Here is an 18,143-nt window from a genome sequence, read left to right on the forward strand (position 1 = left end):
CATATCAGGGGATATCCTTTCCAAGATCTTCCAGGGAAATAAAGGAGCCGTCTTCCGCTTTTGCATACATTTCAAGGCGGCATATATCAAGGGCGGACAGTTCGGCATTTTTCCCAAGGCTTTGCAGGAAGGTCTCAATGACAAACTCCGGTTTGAGATTGTCCACGCTTCCCGTAGCCAGCCTCATAAAAATATGGCCGTCTTTAATATCCCATTTATAGATCAGGTTCTTTAGATCAATCTCCCGCTGACCCTTTTTTGTCTTTCTCACTGTTGGAATATGGGATTGTCCCATAAACGCCCTGAAGGACATCTCCATATCCCTATCAAAAAAATCAGGATCTTTAAAAAACACTTCATAATCTGCCGCTGCCAGAATAGCCATGGCATTGGAGTGTTTTGTCTCATCTTCGATCTGACGGCAGCTTAAAATCTCCACGCCCTCCACCATCTGGGCGTTTAACAGCTCTGCCATTTTCCGGGAATTCGTCCCGGTTCCCATCATAATATCCATATACTCTCCCCGGCTTGTCAATCCGACCCCTAAAGGTGCGGCGAAGGAGATGAGCTGGTGGGGCGAAAATCCCTGAGAATAGGAAATGTCAATGCCGCTTCGACGGAAGGCTTTCTGGAAATAGCGCATCATATCCAGATGGCCGATAAATTTCATGATTCCTTTTTTTGAAAACTTAATTCTTACCTTCAAAGCATACACCTCCCTGATAAATCTTTGAGCCACATCCGGAACACTTTGCCCGGCAGTTTGGCGTCACAACGCCTTTTTGGGCCTGCTCCCACTCCCGCTTTAAAAAGGCTTTGCTCACCCCGGCGTCAATAAAATCCCAGGGCAGGATCTCATCTAAATCCCGCTCTCTTAAATTATAAAAATCAGGATCCACATGATTCCTCTCAAAAGCCTTCATCCACAGATCATAGCGGAAATTCTCTGACCAGGAATCGTAAAGGCACCCCATCCGGTAAGCATCAAGAAGTACCGGGCCAAGCCTGCGGTCACCCCGGGCTAATATCCCCTCAAGCTGGGTCAGCTCCACATCATGCCAGTTATACTTAATACTCTTATGATTAAGCTGATCCTTAATCTTTCCATTAAGGAAGCGCTGTTTTTCAAGGAACTGCTCATTGGTATTTTGAGCCACCCACTGGAAGGGCGTAAAAGGCTTAGGTACAAAGAATGACGTGGATGTGACAATATCCACCCTTCCGCCACCTGGACGCTCAGATTTGGGGATCGTATAGTAGAGAGCCGCGATATCATTGGATAAAGCGGCGATTCCTTCAATATCCTCCCAGGTTTCTCCGGGGAGTCCAAGCATAAAATACAATTTTACCCGGTTCCAGCCCCCCTTAAAGGCGTCCATGGCGCCGCCTAAAATATCTTCTTGGGTCAGGCCTTTATTGATCACATCCCGCATTCTCTGAGTTCCCGCTTCCGGGGCGAAGGTAAGACTGCTCTTTTTCACATCCTGGACTTTGCTCATCACATCCAAGGAAAAGGCGTCGATGCGAAGAGATGGCAGGGAAATATTAATCTTTTTTGACTGACACTCATCCAAAAGGAAGGTCACCAGCTCCTCAATATGGGAATAATCGCTGGAACTTAGGGAGCTTAATGTAATCTCCTCATGACCTGTGGACTCCAGCATTTTTACCGCGTACGCTTTCAGAAATTCCAGATCCCGCTCCCGGTTAGGCCGGTACACCATGCCCGCCTGGCAGAAACGGCAGCCCCGGATACATCCCCTCTGGATTTCTAACACAACCCGGTCCTGGGTTACCTTAATAAAAGGCACCACCGGTTTTTCCGGGTAATAGGTGTGGCTTAAATCAGTCACCACCTGTTTTTTAATGGACAGGGCGGCGTTTGGATTATTTGGCGCAAAGGATGCGATAGTCCCGTCCTCCTTATATGTCACATCGTAAAACATAGGGATATAAAGGCCGGGGATCCGGGCGGCCTGCTCCAGAAACTCCATCCGGCTTCTGCCTTCCCTGCGGCACTGTTTATACACATCCATCAGGTCATTGTAAACTGTCTCCCCTTCGCCAATATAGAAAATATCAAAAAAGTCCGCCAAAGGCTCCGGGTTGTAAGTACAGGGCCCGCCGCCGATGACAATGGGGTGTTCCCATGTCCTGTCCTTTGCCAGCATAGGGATCTGTGCCAGATCAATAAGCTGCAAAATATTTGTATAACACATTTCATATTGAATGGTAATGCCTAAAAAATCAAAATCCTTAATCGGAGCCTGAGATTCCAGGGCAAAAAGAGGGATGTTTTTCTCCCGCATGATCCTATCCAGATCTGTCCACGGGGAATACACCCGCTCACAGCACGTGTCCTCCCTGGCATTAAGCATATCATAAATGATCTGTATGCCCAGATAGGACATACCAATCTCATATACGTCCGGAAAGGCCATAGCAAACTTAATATCCACCTGGCCGTGATCTTTACAGACCGCGTTGAATTCGTTGCCCAGGTATCTCGCCGGCTTCTCCACCTTTAACAAAATGTCATCACTTAACGCTAATTTTTTCATTCCTGTTCCTTTCACCGCCGGCCTTTTCAAAAAAGCCGGCCCTTTTCATTTTCACATTGGCTGGCAGTTCAAAAGTACCCGCCAGGGGCATTTGATTACCGCGGGCAATGAGCCAAGCTATTTCCGCGCCCCGTTAGCTTGCTGTGGGGTATGTGACTTATTATAAACATAAAAGGAAAAAACATCAACTTAAAAATGTCAAAAGTTACTGTTTACTCCGCAACAGTAACAAACCGCTGCAGTTCCACAACTGCAGCGGTTTTCATCATCCCCAGAAATATCTGAATAAGAGCATGGCGATATCATTGTTCTGTTCCGTTATAATGTTCGGTATATTAACAACTCGTGTTATGAAAGTCGTCCAGGAACAATATTTTTAACAACACTGTACATTAAATGCCCCGTGCCGTCATTAAAAACTGAACCCATATCCCCGGAAACCGCCTGCTCCTCGTAGGCCCGCTCCATTCGATCCCAGACAAGCATTTGTCTTTTGAAGTCTCTGGTTAGCCGTTCTTTTCCCGGAAGGATCTGATTTCCGCTTTTCAGATGCCAGGTCATATTGATAAACTGCCGTGAAGTAATATAAAGCCTGTTTTGAGGACTTTGATCATCACGGTCTTTCACGGCCTGCTCCTGGGCTGAGGATAATGCAGCAAATTCAGGGAAATAGCTGCCATAGTGACGAAGAAGGGTTAAATACCTGTGATACAAAATATTCGCCACATTATAACTGGTCAGATGGACATGCTGTTCATAAACATTCCACACATTAACCGCCTTATGCAGCTCTGTCACTGCAACATCCTGTTCTTCCTGGGATTTTGCGAGACTCTTGGATCTCTCAGCGGCAGGATCTCATCCGCCGCGTTGGCCAGACGCATAACACCGTCCCGGTGGAGATTTCCATCCCGGTCAATATATCCTCTAGGTAATGTAAACTCAAATTCTGTCTGAAATGCCACCGCACTCTCCTCCTTATACAACGCCGAAAAGTCCAGCCATGGAACTTCCTTTATCCATGGCTGAACCATCTTCGGCTAATACTTTATTACTGAGTTCTTGTCATTCCTTCATGAAATTCATTAGGAAAGTATCAGATTTAGAGCAGACAAAAAGAGCAGTCCTGAGAAAAAGCAGAACTGCTCTAAATGTGATTCTTTCCAATTGTACCAGGCTGCGGATGTAGAATGCGGTGTATATGGGTAAAGTATCGTTTGCTATTTCCAAAATCAGGCACAAAATGTTCCATGTTTTACTTATTTTTGCCCGTGACAGGCACGGAGCGCAGTCATTTCCCTAAAAGTGGATATCCGGCAAAAGCCAGGGCTTTGTGGATACTTACCGCTATGGAGTCCGGGAAGGTTCTGACGAAACGCTCTATGCTTTTCTGGACTGCCGTCAGGATCTCTCCACCTTCCGCTCCTTTCTCATCTCCGGAGGGCTGATCTGTTTTCTTGGGCTGGCATCAGTTTTAGTCTTACTGATCTTTTTCTCCGGACGGGTTGTCGCGCCGGTAGCTGAAAGCTATGCCCGCCAGAAGCGTTTTATTACTGACGCAGGGCATGAGATCAAAACGCCCATCACTATCATTGACGCCGACGCTGAGGTATTGACCGCGGAAATCGGCGATAACGAATGGGTCAGGGATATCCATCCGCGGCGATCCGCGGCGACGAGAAAGCTTTGAGACAACTGGTTACTGTCCTTATGGATAACGCCCTGAAATATTGTCCGGAACATGGAGATATTTACGTTCATCTGGAACATTATGGAAAAAATGTACAGCTCACCATCACCAACACCGCCAGCAATATTTCCCGGAATCAGCTCCCCCATCTTTTTGAGCGGTTTTACAGAGGGGATGCCTCCCACAGCAGCCAGACTAAAGGCTATGGCATCGGCCTGTCCATTGCCCGGGCCGTGACCGCTGCCCACAAGGGGCGGATAGCAGCCCCCAGTTCTGATGGCCATTCTCTGACCATCACCGTCACTCTGCCCTCCGGCACCGCCCGCTTATAGACTGCATATCACTCTCGGTAAGCGCAGCCCCAGGGGACTATGGCGTACCCTTTACAGCGACAAAAAAGGTATCAAAAACGGGAAACGCCGAATTTACGTTTCCTGTATTGACACCTTTGTCACTGAATTTCTTCATTTTTTATAGGATAATGATTATCAAAACATGCCTTACATATTCCCAACTTTCCAACCATCGTCTGAAGATCCTCGATCTTCATATATCCAAGGGAATCTGCCCCGATGATCTGACGGATCTCCTCGACAGTGTGGGAGGAGGCGATAAGCTGTTCATTGGACGGCACGTCCGTTCCGTAGTAGCAGGGATATAAAAATGGCGGCGCGCTGATGCGCACATGGACTTCCTTCGCCCCGGCTTTCTTTAACATCTGGATCAGATTAGCCATGGTTGTTCCCCGGACAATAGAATCATCCACAAGGACAATACGTTTGCCCCGGACCACCGGTTCAAGAACATTAAGTTTCAGCTTTACACCGGAAACACGCTCTTTCTGAGTAGGTTTAATAAATGTCCGGCCGATATAGCTATTTTTATAGAAAGCGATCTCAAAGGGGATTCCCGCGCACTGGGCGTAGCCTCTGGCCGCCGTCAGCCCGGATTCAGGAACACCGGTGACAATATCCGCCTCGGCAGGGTATGCCTTTGCCAGAGCATGTCCGGCACGTATGCGGGCATCATACACTTTAATGCCGTCAATAACGCTGTCAAGGCGGGCAAAATAAATATACTCAAAAATACAGTGGGCCCGCTGCTCCTGCTGCAGCGATTTATCTGATGTGATTGTTCCATCCTGATGAATTGTCACCAGCTCGCCCGGTTCAATATCCCGGATAAATTCAGCGCCTACCGCATGGAGGGCACAGCTTTCAGAAGTGACAATATAACTATTTTCCCGCTTTCCCAGACACAATGGCTTTAATCCCCAGGGGTCCCGCAGAGCCATTAGTTTTCTCGGACTCATAACAACAAGACCGTAAGCGCCACGGATCTTCTTCGCCGTCTTTAAAAGGGCTTCCTCCACGCTTTTTGTGTGTACACGTTCCCTGGCAATATAGTAAGCGATCATCTCCGAGTCTGTTGTTGTCTGGAAGATCGCGCCACCATAAACCAGCTCTTTCTTCAGCTCGTTGGCGTTGACAAGGTTGCCGTTGTGGGCCAAAGCCAAAGTTCCCTTAATGTAGTTTAAAACAAGGGGCTGAGCATTTTCCCGGGTTGTGGCGCCTGTAGTTGAATAGCGCACATGGCCGACGCCAAGATTTCCATGAAGACCGCCGATGGTTTCCGCTTTAAAAACTTCCTGCACAAGACCAAGATCTTTGTGAAACCGGATATTTCCGCTGGCTCCCGATGTATCTGTTACCGCGATACCGCAGGACTCCTGACCTCTGTGCTGTAAAGAACACAGACCATAATATACCGACGAGGCCACATCGCCGCCGTCCGTATCATAGATTCCAAAAACGCCGCATTCCTCATGGACGCCATGGGTTTGTGCCGTCTCCAAATCCGGACATAACGACAGCTTTTTATGGGTATGGATCATTTTATTCACTCCTTTTCTATTGTCTTTGCAGCCAGGCATTCGGCAGCTGCCAAACGCCTGGCCCTAGACTAAAGAATCATATGAACTATTTTACCCGACATTTTCTATTTTGCAAGTTATTTTTTCGTTAATGCAAAATAAAAGAAAACAATCCCCTTTTTTCATAAGGCTCACTGACAAATGATGTCACCTCATATCCGGTACCCTCCAGAGCTTTTTTCAGCGCCTCCTCGCTGACAGGGGCCTCTGATAAAATCACCGTCTGATTCTTGCGGTGGGATGATGCCACCTTTTTAACATCCAGCGCCTTTCTGATCGCGTCGTTGACATGAGTCTCACACATATCGCAGGCCATTCCGTAAATACCTGCTGTCGTCTTTACCATAAAGTGATTCATCTCCTTTCCCCATTATTTTACTGAAATCCCGGCAAAAAAGGCAAGTCCCAAAGACCCTGTGGAGAGTTTTTATCAACAGGTTACTATTCACAGTCGATTTGAAGCAGATACACAGATTCGTCGAGCTTGCTCGTAAGAAGATGGGTAACTGCTTCAAATCCAACTGCGAAGCAGGAACCTCCACCAAATGAGCAATCTTAAACCGCGTCAGCAGCGGTAAAGCCTGCAAAGCAGGCGGGATTGCGAATGCAGCGTGGAGGAGACTGTGAATAGTAACTATCAACAAACCGGACTTTTGGCCAATAATCCCAAATGTAAGGAACAGGTGAAAAAATTTTTATGATTTTTTTACATAAAAATATGTTAAAATCCGAAAAAAAATTGTATAATATATTCAACAGCATCAAAATGAAAGTGAGGGCTTATTTATGAAGCAAAACAACATGTTAGCAATGATCTTAGCTGGCGGCCGCGGATCCCGACTGCATGACCTTACAAAAAAGGTTGCGAAGCCGGCCGTTTCCTATGGCGGTAAGTACCGAATCATTGACTTTCCGCTCAGCAATTGCGCCAACAGTGGAATTGATATCGTCGGGGTGTTGACTCAGTATGAATCTATTCTTTTAAACAGTTATGTAGCGGCCGGAGGTCGCTGGGGACTTGATGCCAGAAACAGCGGCGTTTTCGTTCTCCCCCCGCGCGAAAAAGCTGAAGAAAACCTTAACGTATACCGTGGGACTGCCGATGCTATTTCACAGAACATTGATTTCATTGACAACTATGGACCTGAATATGTTCTCGTCCTTTCCGGCGACCATATTTACAAAATGAATTACGCTAAAATGCTCGCTTTCCACAAGGAACGAAAGGCTGACGCCACTATTGCAGTTATTGAAGTGCCCATGAAAGAAGCCAGCCGTTTCGGCATTATGAACACCAATGAGGAAGAGCGCATTGTAGAATTTGAAGAAAAACCGGAACATCCCAAAAACAATCTGGCATCCATGGGTATCTATCTTTTCGACTGGAAGCTTTTGCGCAAAATGCTTGTTGCCGATATGAAAGATGACAATTCCAGCCATGATTTCGGCAAAGATATTATTCCTCAGATGCTGGCGGAGGACAAACGTCTTTTTGCCTATAAATTCAAAGGATACTGGAAAGATGTGGGAACCATTGATTCCTTATGGGAAGCCAATATGGATCTTCTGGACAAAAACAATGAGTTGGATCTCAACGATCCTTCATGGAAGATCTATACCGAGGATACTACCACGCTTCCCCATTACATAGGCCCCAATGCCAATATTAAATCCGCCTTTATCAATCAGGGCTGCATTATCTCCGGCGATGTGGAAAATTCTGTGCTGTTTACCGGAGTCCGTGTGGGCGAAGGCGCGAAAATCATTGACAGCGTTCTTATGCCAGGCGTTGAAGTTGAGGAAGGCGCCGTTGTCCAGAGAGCCCTTGTGGCGGACGGCATAAAGATCGGAAAACAGGCTGTTGTCGGCAGCCCTGACAGCGAGCATATCGAGCTTGTTGCTAAACGTGTAAAGGGGGCAGAATAATATGAGTAAAGCATTTGGAATTGTAAATTTTTCAGGAAATCATATCTGGGTGAAGGGACTTCAGCCATACCGGCCCATTGGCGCCTTTTCCTTCCTGGGAAGATACCGCATTATCGACTTTCCAATCTCTAATATGAGCAACAGTGATATTGACCACATCCAGGTATACATCCGCCGCAAACCCCGCTCTCTCACAGAGCATCTGGGAACCGGCCGCCACTACAATATCAACTCAAAGCGGGGAAAACTGCGCATCCTCTACTCCGAGGATGGCCTGGACAATGAAAATATCTATAACACAGACATCAGCGCTTTCCGTGAAAATATGGAATGTATTGAGCGGGAACCTTACCCCTATGTTGTAATTGCTCCCAGCTACATGATCTACTCCATGGATTTTGATGAGCTGCTCCAGACCCATATTAATTCTGAGGCAGATATCACTCTCCTTTACCACTCTGTGGATGACGCCAACGAATCCTATTTAAACTGCAACGTATTAAATCTGAACCGTCAAAAAGGTGTCCTCTCCATTGAGCAGAACCGGGGAACTGCTAAAAACAGAAACATTTTCATGGATACCTATGTTATGAAAAAAGACCTTTTCATTGAACTCATTGAAAAGGCCCACAAAATTTCGTCCATGTATACATTGGCTGATATTGTTAACGCCATGTGCAGCACAGAGGACTATGATGTTCGGGGTGTTTCCCACAGAGGGTACTTTGCTGCCATCACTGATTTTAACAGTTTCTATAAGGCCAACATTGAACTGATCGACTTTAAGACCGCCAGAACCCTTTTCGATGAGGACTGGCCCATCTATACACGGACCAACGACTCCTGCCCAACACAGTACTATGAAACTGCCAATGTAAAGAACTCTGTTGTCTCCAACGGCTGCAGCATTGAAGGCTCTGTGGAGAATTCCATTATCGGCCGCGGCTGCGTCATCCAGGAGGGGGCTGTTGTAAGAAACAGCGTCATCCTCCCCGGAACTCTGATCGGAAAGGATTCTCATGTGGAAAACTTTGTCGTTGACAAAGGGGCAAAGATCATCCACGCCAATGATCTGACCGGCGATCCGGAAAATCCTGGATATGTCAAACGTCAAGATACATTATAATCTAAAAAAAGCTCCGGGAAAATTCCCGGAGCATTTTTTAAACTTTATTTCCGCAGTCAGCGAGCCTAGCAGACGCGCTTGCGCGTCCATTGACCTGGCCGTCTGAGACAGTCGAATCGTTTTCAAGGGCCTCAAATACTCTGAGGATCTCCCCCACACTCCACGCCTGAGCAAAACACCCTCTGGAAAATGTGGGGACCGAGCCGTCGTAAATTTCAGGGAGCTGGCCAACGCAGCCCTCCCTCATGGCGCCTTCAAGGACAGCAAGCTGTCCGGCCACAGTTTCTTTGGCATGATCACTGTAATCATGGACTTTAAGATAAGCCAGGTAATAGGCTCCCAGAGGGAACACCCACACCGTTCCCTGATGGTAGGCCATATCCCTCTTAAATGTTTCTCCGGCGTACACCGGATGAAACTGGGGATCATCCATACTGAGAGTTCTCAGTCCATAAGGGGTATAAAGTTTCTCGTACACCGCCTTTACAACCATCTTTTCTCTGGTCCGGTCAAGCATTGTAAAGGGCAGAGATACTGCCCAGATCTGGTTGCATCTGATCTGATTATCCGCCGGAGTTCCAAAAATACCATCCTTTAAGCAGCCCTCAGACTCTATCCAGAACTGCTCCACAAAGGATTTCTTCGTTTTCCCGGCCAAATGACAGTAAAAGCTTCCATCCCGGCCAAAAGCCTGACAGAAAGTCTCCATAATCTTTAAGGCATTATACCAGTAAGCATTAATCTCCACTGGTTTACCATGGCGGGGCGTGGGCAGGATATCATTCACTCTAACATCCATCCATGTAACCTGATCCATTCCCCCACCGGCGCAAATCAAGCCGTCCTCATCCATATGTATATTGTAATGAGTTCCATTTATATAACATTCTATGATATGCTCCATTACTGGATACATTTCTTCTGCCAGTTGGAGACTTCCGGCTGTCTGACAGTAAAGATAAACACAGTTAATAAATAAAAGGGCCGCGTCCGCTGTATTGTACATAGGCTCATTGCCACCGCCAGGGAACAAATTAGGCATAAGGCCATCCTTTTCATTGGAAGCAAAGGTTCTCAGGATGGATCTGGCCCATCCGGTCTGCCGGGAAGACAGGCAGATTCCCGGCAGGGCGATCATTGTATCCCGCCCCCAATCCTCAAAAAAAGGATACCCGGCCAGTATAGTTTTCCCCTTCGTGGAAACCCTTTGAGAGACAAACTGCCCCGCGCTTTTAACAAGCTCCCTGGCAAGAGGGTTCTTTAAACCGGATGTCTGCGCAAGATCATTCCTGAAAGTCCGGGCTTCCCGTATCACGTCACTGGCAGATCGCTCACAATGATCTAAAGTAAACACCATTTCCATTTTCAGGCAACTTAAAGGCGGAACAAAAAGAGCTGCTTTAAGGACCGCCCTGGCGCTGCCCATTTCCCTGCGGCCGTCGCAAGCGTCATACCGATAAAAGTAAGTTTCCTCCTCACATAGCTCTTCCAGTTCTCCGTCGGTTCTCCACTCCAGCTCCAGGCTTCCGGCTTTGATTCGCCCAATGCCGCCATTTTTTTTATCGACGCAAAACTTTGTTTTCAAATTTGCATCTTCCCCTTTTTTTGCGAATTGCAAAAAGGGAGTAACTTCAAGAACGGCCTGTTCCCCGCTTTCATTGCGAATCTCATAAACCACCGCCACCGTATTTTCCTGCCAGGCCATGGCCATCTCCTTGACAATCTCCACACCCCCGGCAAAATACCGCCATACAGGGCGGTCTTCCCAGACAAAGGAGCAAAGATACTCGTACCCTTTTTCCGCCGCCCCCAAGCTAAACTCCTGGGAGGACAATACTTTACACGTCCCACCTATATATAATCGCTCTCTGAGACGGTGAACTATATTATAGCGTTCCCCCGGAGCCGAAAGAGCGGCCATTAAAACCGAATGATCATTTCTGGCGGCCCCGCCGCCTATAGTCAGGGAAGAAAAGCCTCCCAGACCGTTGGTCATTAAAAAGCAATTTTCTTCGCTTCTCTCAATTGTGGCAAAATCCTGTTTCCCGTAAATCCATCTCATGACTGTTATTTCCTCCAGGCAATCCTGCCACCAGCAGGCTTAAAGGCGCCACCTCCAGGACCGCTCTGTTCTCTGTTGTTTTATGATTGTGTAAATGACTGTCTTTGTCCTCTTGCCAGTAAAAACTGTCCGCTCCGTCCGCCAGAATTTTCCACGGTCCTTGGGGAACTTTTACCCAGACCGGCTCAAGGCCGCTGTTATAGATGACAATAATCTTGTCCCACAAGCCTTCGCCGCCATTTTTTCGACAGTTGTCTAGGACATAGCCTGCGGCCATCGGCGCCGTGAATGTTTTTTCAACACGCTTCCAGGCCCCGGCGCTTTTATCGCAGAGTCCTGGCAGCTCTTTTCGCAGAGCGATGAGCCCCCGGTAATAATTGACAAGATCTTTATTTTTCCATGCCAGATTCCAGTCCAGCCGGTTAATTTCAATAGGGGCGTTGTAGCTGTTTTCAAGGCCTTCCTTCGTCCTCCCAAATTCCTCGCCGGAAAGCATAAAAAGGGAACCCTGGCAGGTCATATAAATCCCCGCCGCCAGCCGGTAAAGCTGCTCTACCGGCCGATCCGGCCCCGCGGAAATAGACAGTTTGTCCCACAGAGTCCAGTTATCGTGGGCAGATACATAGGAAATCACCTGGGACGGTGCTTTCACCGGAACATCTGTTGTATGACACCAAGCCCGGACACTATTTAAAATATCTTCCTCAAGGCCCGGCATCCCATTAACAAATCCTGGCTCATCTCCTTCAAAGACATGGCCTTTAATAGTATCACGGGTATTGTCACAGAAGATGCCCACACCGTCGTCCAATGCCCCGGCATTCTTTTTTAAGGCGGGAATATGACCATTTTCCATAGGCGTCTCGGAGGCGGACCACGGCTCACCGAAAACAAGCTTTTCGCCGGGGCCAAAAGCCCCGTCAAGGCCGTGGCGGATCCGGTTCATCAGCTCCACATCCAAAAGCCCCATCAAATCAAAACGGAAGCCGTCAATATGATATTCCTCTGCCCAATACATGACAGATTCGTAAATATATTTGGCGCACATACTCCGTTCGCTGGCGACATCGTTGCCGCAGGCAGACCCGTTGGCAGCCATTCCCTCGTCTGTACTCCGGTAATAATACCAGGGCATTGTTTTTTGAAGAGGAGAGTCCAGAGAATAGGTATGGTTGTAGACAACATCCATGATCACCCTAAAGCCGCTGCGATGAAGGGCCTGGACCATTTCCTTAAACTCCCGGATGCGCACCGCGCCATCGGCGGCATCGGTGGCGTAGGATCCCTCCGGAATATTGTAATTTAAAGGGTCGTACCCCCAGTTAAATTCCGTGTCCGCGCCGGCCTCATCTACCGTAGCGTAGTCGAAAGCAGGCATAATCTGTACGTGAGTCACTCCGAGAGCTTTTAGGTAGTCAAGGCCGGTAACATGAACGCCATCCCCGTTTAACGTGGTGTGTTCACATGTAAACGCTTTATACTTTCCCCGGTATTTTTCAGGGAACCCTCCTGCCGGGTCCCAGGAAAACTCTTTAATGTGCAGCTCGTAAATAATATTTTCAACAGGAAGGGCAGGCGCCCGGTCTTCCTCCCACCCGAAAGGGTCGGTCTTTTTCAGATCCACCACCATACTCTTCTCGCCGTTAATGCCGCAGGCCCGGGCATAAGGGTCCGCCGACAGTACATGGCCCTGTTCCATCAAAAGATCGTACTGATAATATACGCCGTGAAGATTTTTGGCCAAATGGTACTTCCATGTACCCCTCTCCCCTTTTTCCATGGGAAGTCGCGAAATGGGGGATGTATCGCTCCCCTTTTCATAAAGCAGAAGCCATACCCGGTCAGCGGCAGGGCTCCACAGTGTAAATGTTGTTCCGGCCCAGGTGCATACAGCACCCAGGTCGGATTTTTGATAAGTGTAAAACCAGCGAAAAAAAACTTTGCATTCTCATTGAGAATATCGAATACGAAAAGCCGCATCATTTCGGCTATGATTTTATCGTAGGATTTCGCCAGATGGCTGAACCTTCAGGTTACGATGTAGATATTGTCCCTGTTACTGAAGCGCTTCAAAAGTCAGTTCCCTATGACGTTTTTATGCTCCAGAACAACTATGCCGGAGCTTTCGCTCTGGGGTTCGCCCTTCAGGACCCGTGGATGAAAGATTTCAAGACATGTAAAACCCCTACAGCTCTCTATGACAACTATATCAAGGCGAATCCATGTGTTACCAGCGTAGGCATTGACAACAACGAGGGCATGGAACTGGCCGTCACCCACCTGAAAAATCTTGGTCACAAAAAAATCGGATATTTAAGCGGCGCTCTGGGTTCTTATATTATGCAGGTCCGGCAAAAAGCCTTCTTTAACGCTATGCGCCAGAACGGTCTGCGAACCGACCCATCTTTTTTCGGTTCTTCTTACTACATCACTGAATGTCTGCAAAAGCACATACCCCGCCTTTTAAAAATGGGATGTACCGCCATAATATGCAGTCATGATCAACTGGCCAGCGCAGCGATTATCCAATGCCAGCAATTGGGCTACAGCGTACCTGAGGATATAAGCATTATCGGTTTTGACGATCTCCCTATCTGCCCCTATACATCCCCGCCGCTGACCACAGTGCAGCAAAACCGGATAGAGCTTGGTAAATGTGGATTTTCTGCGCTTTCCAGCCTTTTTAATCAGGTTTCCATAGGGACTCTCCTGCTCCACGCCAAATTAATCATCAGAGAGTCCACAGGTAAGACAAAAGATTACTCTCAAGATATTATCTATAACATTTAATTTACATTCTATCTTTTTGTCATTATCAAGATCCAGGCCGCACCTTCGATTATCTTCTCGGTGGAGTTTTCTCTTTTTAGATCGTCTGCAAACAGAAATACAAGGCAAAAAATAAGTGTGAAATCATTTTCGATTTCACACTTATTTTTTTTGCCTTGCTATTGCTATTATCCGGCAATATTCTATATAAGATAGTATTAGAAACCACTCCGCAATATTCTACTATATATAATGTTCTACACTTTTCTATATAACATTCTATATATTTTACAACGCTATCAACTTTTTTGCATCAATTTCTCTAAAATTCTGAATGACCAGAGACGCTCCAGACAAATCCTGTGTGCCAGAACTTGGATTAATATATCCTACAACTTTCATTCCCGCTGCGATGCCGGCCTTAACACCGTTGCCGGAATCCTCTACAACAACGCACTGGGAAGGAGCGCTTCCGAGAACTTCCGCTGTTTTCAGGAAAATATCCGGCGCCGGCTTTCCATTTTTCATATCCTCGCCGCTGACAACCTGATCAAAATAAAGCTTCAGCCCCAGCTTATCCAGCACCACAGCGATTAGTTCATAAGATGATGACGATGCCACGGCAGTCTTTAAATTTTTATCCCGGATATCCTTTAAAAGTTCCGGTATCCCGTTGATAGGCCCTACATTTTCACTGCGCACCAGATCCAAAATAACCTTCTCCCTGAACGCCACCATCCGGGCCACTTCCTCGCCAATCTGATAATCTCTTTTAAACCGGGTATAACGATCCACATTGGTAGTTCCCGCATATTTCTCCACATCTTTTACTGTCACCCGGACGCCAAACCGGGCCAGCGTACGGATATCCGCCTCATAGTGCATAGGTTGGCTGTCGATCAGCACGCCGTCCATATCAAACAAAACACTGGTGATGTTTTCTCTCATGACAGCTCTCCCATGGCTTTAAGCAGGGCACATACATAGTCATAGGTGCGTTTTGTGGAAGAAATACTCAAGCGCTCATTAGGTGTATGGATATCTATAATATCCGGACCAATAGAAATCATATCCTCCCCAGGCATCTTCTCAGCAAACAATCCGCATTCCAGACCTGCGTGGATAGTACACACCTTCGGCTCCTTACCAAACATAGACACATACATCTTAGCCGCGAGCGGGCGAAGTTTGGAATCATCGCGATATTCCCATTCCGGGTAATCTCCAGTATAGGAATACTCGCCCCCAAGCATTTCGGTCATATACTGAAGCTGGTCATTAATGAGCCATTTGCGGGAACGGACGCTGCTGCGCACCGCCCAGGTAAACACTACATGGTCTTTCTCTGTAGTTACAACTCCGAGATTTAAGGAACTCTCCACAAGTCCGGGAAGCTGAGCGCTCATAGTCTGAACGCCGTAAGGGCTGTTAAACAAAAGATATATAGTTTTCTGCGCAGACGCAAAGGAGAACACCGGGCCGCTGTATTTTCCAAGATCTTCCAGAATAATCCTTATATTTTTATCCGTTGTCCGATACTCATCAGAAATCTCCCCGCCCCAGCGGCTGACCACCGCCTGTGCCTCATCAGTGTCACCCTCAGGGATCACAATCTCGGCTACAGCCTCCCTGGCGATGGCATTATCTTTAGCGCCTCCAGCCACGCAGATCAGGCCATAATCCACCATTTTTCCAAGTTCAAAAAGAAGGCGCCCCATAAGCTTGTTGGCATTAGCCCGGCCAAGGCCGATCTCCGTACCTGAATGTCCGCCGGCAAGGCCGGTAATTTTAACTCTGTACCTTGTCCCTTCAAAGTCCATCTCTGTCACAGGAATAAGGCCATGACTTTTTAAACCGCCGGCACATCCCACGGTGATGACGCCCTCCTCCTCAGAGTCGATATTGATCATATATTTTGCCGACAGTTTTGAACAGTCCAGATATCTGGCGCCGTCCATCCCTGTCTCTTCCTCTGTGGTAAACAAAACTTCCAGCGGCGGATGAGGGATACTGTCATCATCCAGAATCGCCAAGGCCATTGCCACCGCAATGCCATCGTCGCCGCCCAGGGTTGTCCCCTGGGCATGGACATAATCTCCATCCACCGCCAGTTTAAGCCCTTCTTTTTCAAAATCAAAATCCACATCAGAATTTTTCTCACACACCATATCCAGATGACCCTGCAAAATCACCGCCGGGGCCTTTTCCATGCCCTGGCTGGCCTTCTTTTTTATAATCACATTGCAAGCTTCATCCTGCCATACATCCAAACCTCTTTCTCTGGCGAAAGACACACAGAAATCGCTTAACTGTCTCACATTCCCGGAACCATGGGGAATTTTGCAAATCTCCTCAAAAAAATCAAATACCTTATCAGGCTCCAGATCTTTAAGTATTTTTGCCATTTCACACCTCCGGCAATTAGTTTTTAAAACTGTGGATCGGCGCAGGTATACGGCCTCCCCGGTTCACAAAAGCCTCACATGAGAAATTATTCACCGGCATGATGGGCGCGTACCCCAAAAGGCCGCCAAACTCAGCCACTTCGCCCACGCCTTTGCCCCATACCGGAATCAGGCGAACTGCCGTAGTCTTCTGGTTAATCATACCAATAGCCATCTCATCGGCAATAATGCCTGAAATAGTAGACGCCTTTGTGTCGCCGGGGATAGCGATCATATCCAGCCCTACGGAACATACGCACGTCATCGCTTCCAGCTTCTCCAGCGTCAAAGCTCCGGCGTTGACCGCGTCGATCATCCCCTGATCTTCAGATACAGGGATAAAAGCCCCTGAAAGGCCGCCCACATAGGAAGACGCCATAACGCCGCCCTTTTTCACCTGGTCATTTAAGAGCGCAAGGGCTGCTGTTGTCCCAGGAGCGCCCACCCGCTCAAGTCCGATCTCCTCAAGGATCTCCGCCACACTGTCACCAATAGATGGCGTCGGCGCCAGAGACAAATCCACAATACCAAATGGTATTTTCAGACGTTTTGCCGCCGTAGACGCCACAAGCTGCCCTACACGGGTCACTTTAAAGGCTGTCTTTTTAATAGTCTCGCACAATGTCTCAAAATCTTTGCCGCGCACTTCCATAAGGGCTCTTTTTACAACCCCAGGGCCGCTGACGCCCACATTAATCACCGCGTCTCCCTCGGTCACGCCGTGGAAAGCTCCGGCCATAAACGGGTTATCATCGGGGGCGTTGCAGAAAACAACCAATTTTGCACAGCCGCCGGAGTCTATATCCGACGTGGCCCTGGCAGTCTCAACAATCTTCTCCCCTAACAGCTTCACCGCGTCCATATCAATGCCCGTCTTTGTGGAACCTACATTGACAGAACTGCACACCCGCTCTGTGGTGGCCAGTGTTTGCGGAATAGCCTCAATAAGAAGCCTGTCACTCTCTGACATTCCCTTGGAGACAAGCGCAGAAAATCCGCCCAGAAAATTAACGCCCACGGACTTGGCCGCCCGATCCAACGTCTGACCAATCTTCACAAAATCTTCCGGCGTTTTGCAGCAGGAAGCGCCTACCAAAGCCACCGGCGTTACAGAAATACGCTTATTGACAATAGGAATGCCATATTCAAGGGAAATCGCCTCCCCTGTGCTTACAAGATCTTTGGCCACGGTTGTGATCTTTTTATAGATTTTTTCACAAAGCCGATCCACATCACTGTCACAGCAGTCCAAAAGGCTGATTCCCAGAGTGATTGTGCGGACATCCAGGTTGGACTCCTCAATCATTTTATTCGTTTCCTGAACTTCAAATAAATTAATCATCGCTTTTTTCTCCTGTCAGATTCTGTGCATGCTGTTAAAAATATCTTCATGCTGCATTTTCACAGACACCCCAATGTTCTCTCCCAACTTTGTCAGCTCCGCAGAGAGAACTTCAAAAGGCTTTGTAGCATTATTAGCATCAACGATCATCATCATATTAAAGAAACCCTGAACGATCGTCTGGGATATATCCAGGACATTAACCTGATTCTCAGCCAGATATGTGCATACCCTGGCAATAATCCCCACAGTATCTTTACCGATAACAGTAATAATTGTTTTTTTCATAG

15 protein-coding genes and 2 pseudogenes are annotated in these 18,143 nt (G+C 47.6%); 5 read left to right on the forward strand and 12 right to left on the reverse strand.

Features of this window, described 5'->3' with window-relative positions:
• Positions 1 to 4 precede the first annotated feature (4 nt).
• The 4 genes from HNP82_RS04385 to HNP82_RS04400 all read right to left on the reverse strand — a co-directional run bounded on the left by HNP82_RS04385 (position 5) and on the right by HNP82_RS04400 (position 3,526).
• Complete coding sequence (locus HNP82_RS04385) at positions 5 to 706, reverse strand: TIGR03936 family radical SAM-associated protein (RefSeq protein WP_183771891.1); 702 nt, start codon at positions 704 to 706, stop codon at positions 5 to 7.
• Entirely contained in the window at positions 690 to 2,561 is a 1,872-nt protein-coding gene (locus tag HNP82_RS04390) for a TIGR03960 family B12-binding radical SAM protein (protein WP_183771893.1), read from the reverse strand. Before HNP82_RS04390 ends, HNP82_RS04385 begins: the two co-directional genes overlap by 17 nt.
• Before the next feature lie 348 nt (positions 2,562 to 2,909).
• Positions 2,910 to 3,359, reverse strand: a complete 450-nt coding sequence (locus tag HNP82_RS04395) for a hypothetical protein (protein WP_183771894.1) — start codon at positions 3,357 to 3,359, stop codon at positions 2,910 to 2,912.
• A complete protein-coding gene (locus HNP82_RS04400; RefSeq protein ID WP_207720561.1) occupies positions 3,356 to 3,526 on the reverse strand; it encodes a hypothetical protein in 171 nt (56 codons plus the stop codon). The genes HNP82_RS04395 and HNP82_RS04400 overlap by 4 nt, the downstream gene beginning before the upstream one ends.
• A gap of 368 nt (positions 3,527 to 3,894) precedes the next feature.
• Between HNP82_RS04400 and HNP82_RS04405 the strand changes: the two genes are divergently transcribed.
• Both HNP82_RS04405 and HNP82_RS04410 read left to right on the forward strand, forming a co-directional pair.
• Complete coding sequence (locus HNP82_RS04405; protein ID WP_183771896.1) at positions 3,895 to 4,251, forward strand: ATP-binding protein; 357 nt, start codon at positions 3,895 to 3,897, stop codon at positions 4,249 to 4,251.
• Complete coding sequence (locus HNP82_RS04410; protein ID WP_207720550.1) at positions 4,248 to 4,583, forward strand: sensor histidine kinase; 336 nt, start codon at positions 4,248 to 4,250, stop codon at positions 4,581 to 4,583. The genes HNP82_RS04405 and HNP82_RS04410 overlap by 4 nt, the downstream gene beginning before the upstream one ends.
• Before the next feature lie 119 nt (positions 4,584 to 4,702).
• Here HNP82_RS04410 and purF read toward each other — a convergent pair whose 3' ends face one another.
• Together purF and HNP82_RS04420 are read right to left on the reverse strand one after the other, a co-directional pair.
• A complete protein-coding gene (gene purF / locus HNP82_RS04415; RefSeq protein ID WP_183771900.1) occupies positions 4,703 to 6,145 on the reverse strand; it encodes an amidophosphoribosyltransferase in 1,443 nt (480 codons plus the stop codon).
• Positions 6,146 to 6,272: 127 nt separating this feature from the next.
• Positions 6,273 to 6,530 (reverse strand): heavy-metal-associated domain-containing protein, encoded by a 258-nt coding sequence (locus HNP82_RS04420; RefSeq protein ID WP_183771902.1) that lies wholly within the window; start codon positions 6,528 to 6,530, stop codon positions 6,273 to 6,275.
• Positions 6,531 to 6,970: 440 nt separating this feature from the next.
• Here HNP82_RS04420 and HNP82_RS04425 point away from each other — a divergent pair, with 440 nt between their 5' ends.
• A complete protein-coding gene (locus HNP82_RS04425) occupies positions 6,971 to 8,110 on the forward strand; it encodes a glucose-1-phosphate adenylyltransferase (protein ID WP_183771904.1) in 1,140 nt (379 codons plus the stop codon).
• Between the two features lies 1 nt (position 8,111).
• Positions 8,112 to 9,236: a glucose-1-phosphate adenylyltransferase subunit GlgD gene (gene glgD / locus HNP82_RS04430; protein ID WP_183771907.1), complete on the forward strand. Its 1,125-nt coding sequence runs from the start codon at positions 8,112 to 8,114 to the stop codon at positions 9,234 to 9,236.
• Between the two features lie 37 nt (positions 9,237 to 9,273).
• On the opposite strand, the gene HNP82_RS04435 is transcribed toward glgD, so the two are convergent.
• Both HNP82_RS04435 and pulA read right to left on the reverse strand, forming a co-directional pair.
• Positions 9,274 to 11,298, reverse strand: coding sequence for an amylo-alpha-1,6-glucosidase (locus HNP82_RS04435; protein ID WP_183771909.1), 2,025 nt, complete (start codon positions 11,296 to 11,298; stop codon positions 9,274 to 9,276).
• A pseudogene (gene pulA / locus HNP82_RS04440) lies at positions 11,258 to 13,204 on the reverse strand (type I pullulanase); the annotation flags it as partial. The pseudogene pulA and the gene HNP82_RS04435, both read right to left, overlap by 41 nt.
• Positions 13,205 to 13,218: 14 nt before the next feature.
• On the opposite strand from pulA, the pseudogene HNP82_RS04445 reads away from it, so the two are divergent.
• Positions 13,219 to 14,088 (forward strand): annotated as a pseudogene (locus HNP82_RS04445) (LacI family DNA-binding transcriptional regulator); the annotation flags it as partial.
• Between the two features lie 267 nt (positions 14,089 to 14,355).
• Here HNP82_RS04445 and HNP82_RS04450 read toward each other — a convergent pair.
• Genes HNP82_RS04450 through HNP82_RS04465 form a run of 4 tightly spaced genes read right to left on the reverse strand, consistent with a single transcriptional unit; the run spans position 14,356 to position 18,141 of the window.
• A complete protein-coding gene (locus HNP82_RS04450; RefSeq protein ID WP_183771913.1) occupies positions 14,356 to 15,015 on the reverse strand; it encodes an HAD family hydrolase in 660 nt (219 codons plus the stop codon).
• On the reverse strand, positions 15,012 to 16,472 hold the full coding sequence (locus tag HNP82_RS04455; protein ID WP_183771915.1) for an aminoacyl-histidine dipeptidase: 1,461 nt from the start codon (positions 16,470 to 16,472) through the stop codon (positions 15,012 to 15,014). Before HNP82_RS04455 ends, HNP82_RS04450 begins: the two co-directional genes overlap by 4 nt.
• Before the next feature lie 16 nt (positions 16,473 to 16,488).
• On the reverse strand, positions 16,489 to 17,853 hold the full coding sequence (locus HNP82_RS04460) for a PFL family protein (RefSeq protein WP_183771917.1): 1,365 nt from the start codon (positions 17,851 to 17,853) through the stop codon (positions 16,489 to 16,491).
• Between the two features lie 15 nt (positions 17,854 to 17,868).
• Positions 17,869 to 18,141 carry an ACT domain-containing protein gene (locus HNP82_RS04465; protein WP_183771919.1) on the reverse strand — a complete coding sequence of 91 codons (273 nt, stop codon included), beginning with the start codon at positions 18,139 to 18,141 and terminating at the stop codon, positions 17,869 to 17,871.
• Positions 18,142 to 18,143 lie beyond the last annotated feature (2 nt).

The sequence above is a fragment of the Catenibacillus scindens genome, from assembly GCF_014202115.1.
Taxonomy (GTDB): Bacteria; Bacillota; Clostridia; order Lachnospirales; family Lachnospiraceae; genus Catenibacillus; species Catenibacillus scindens.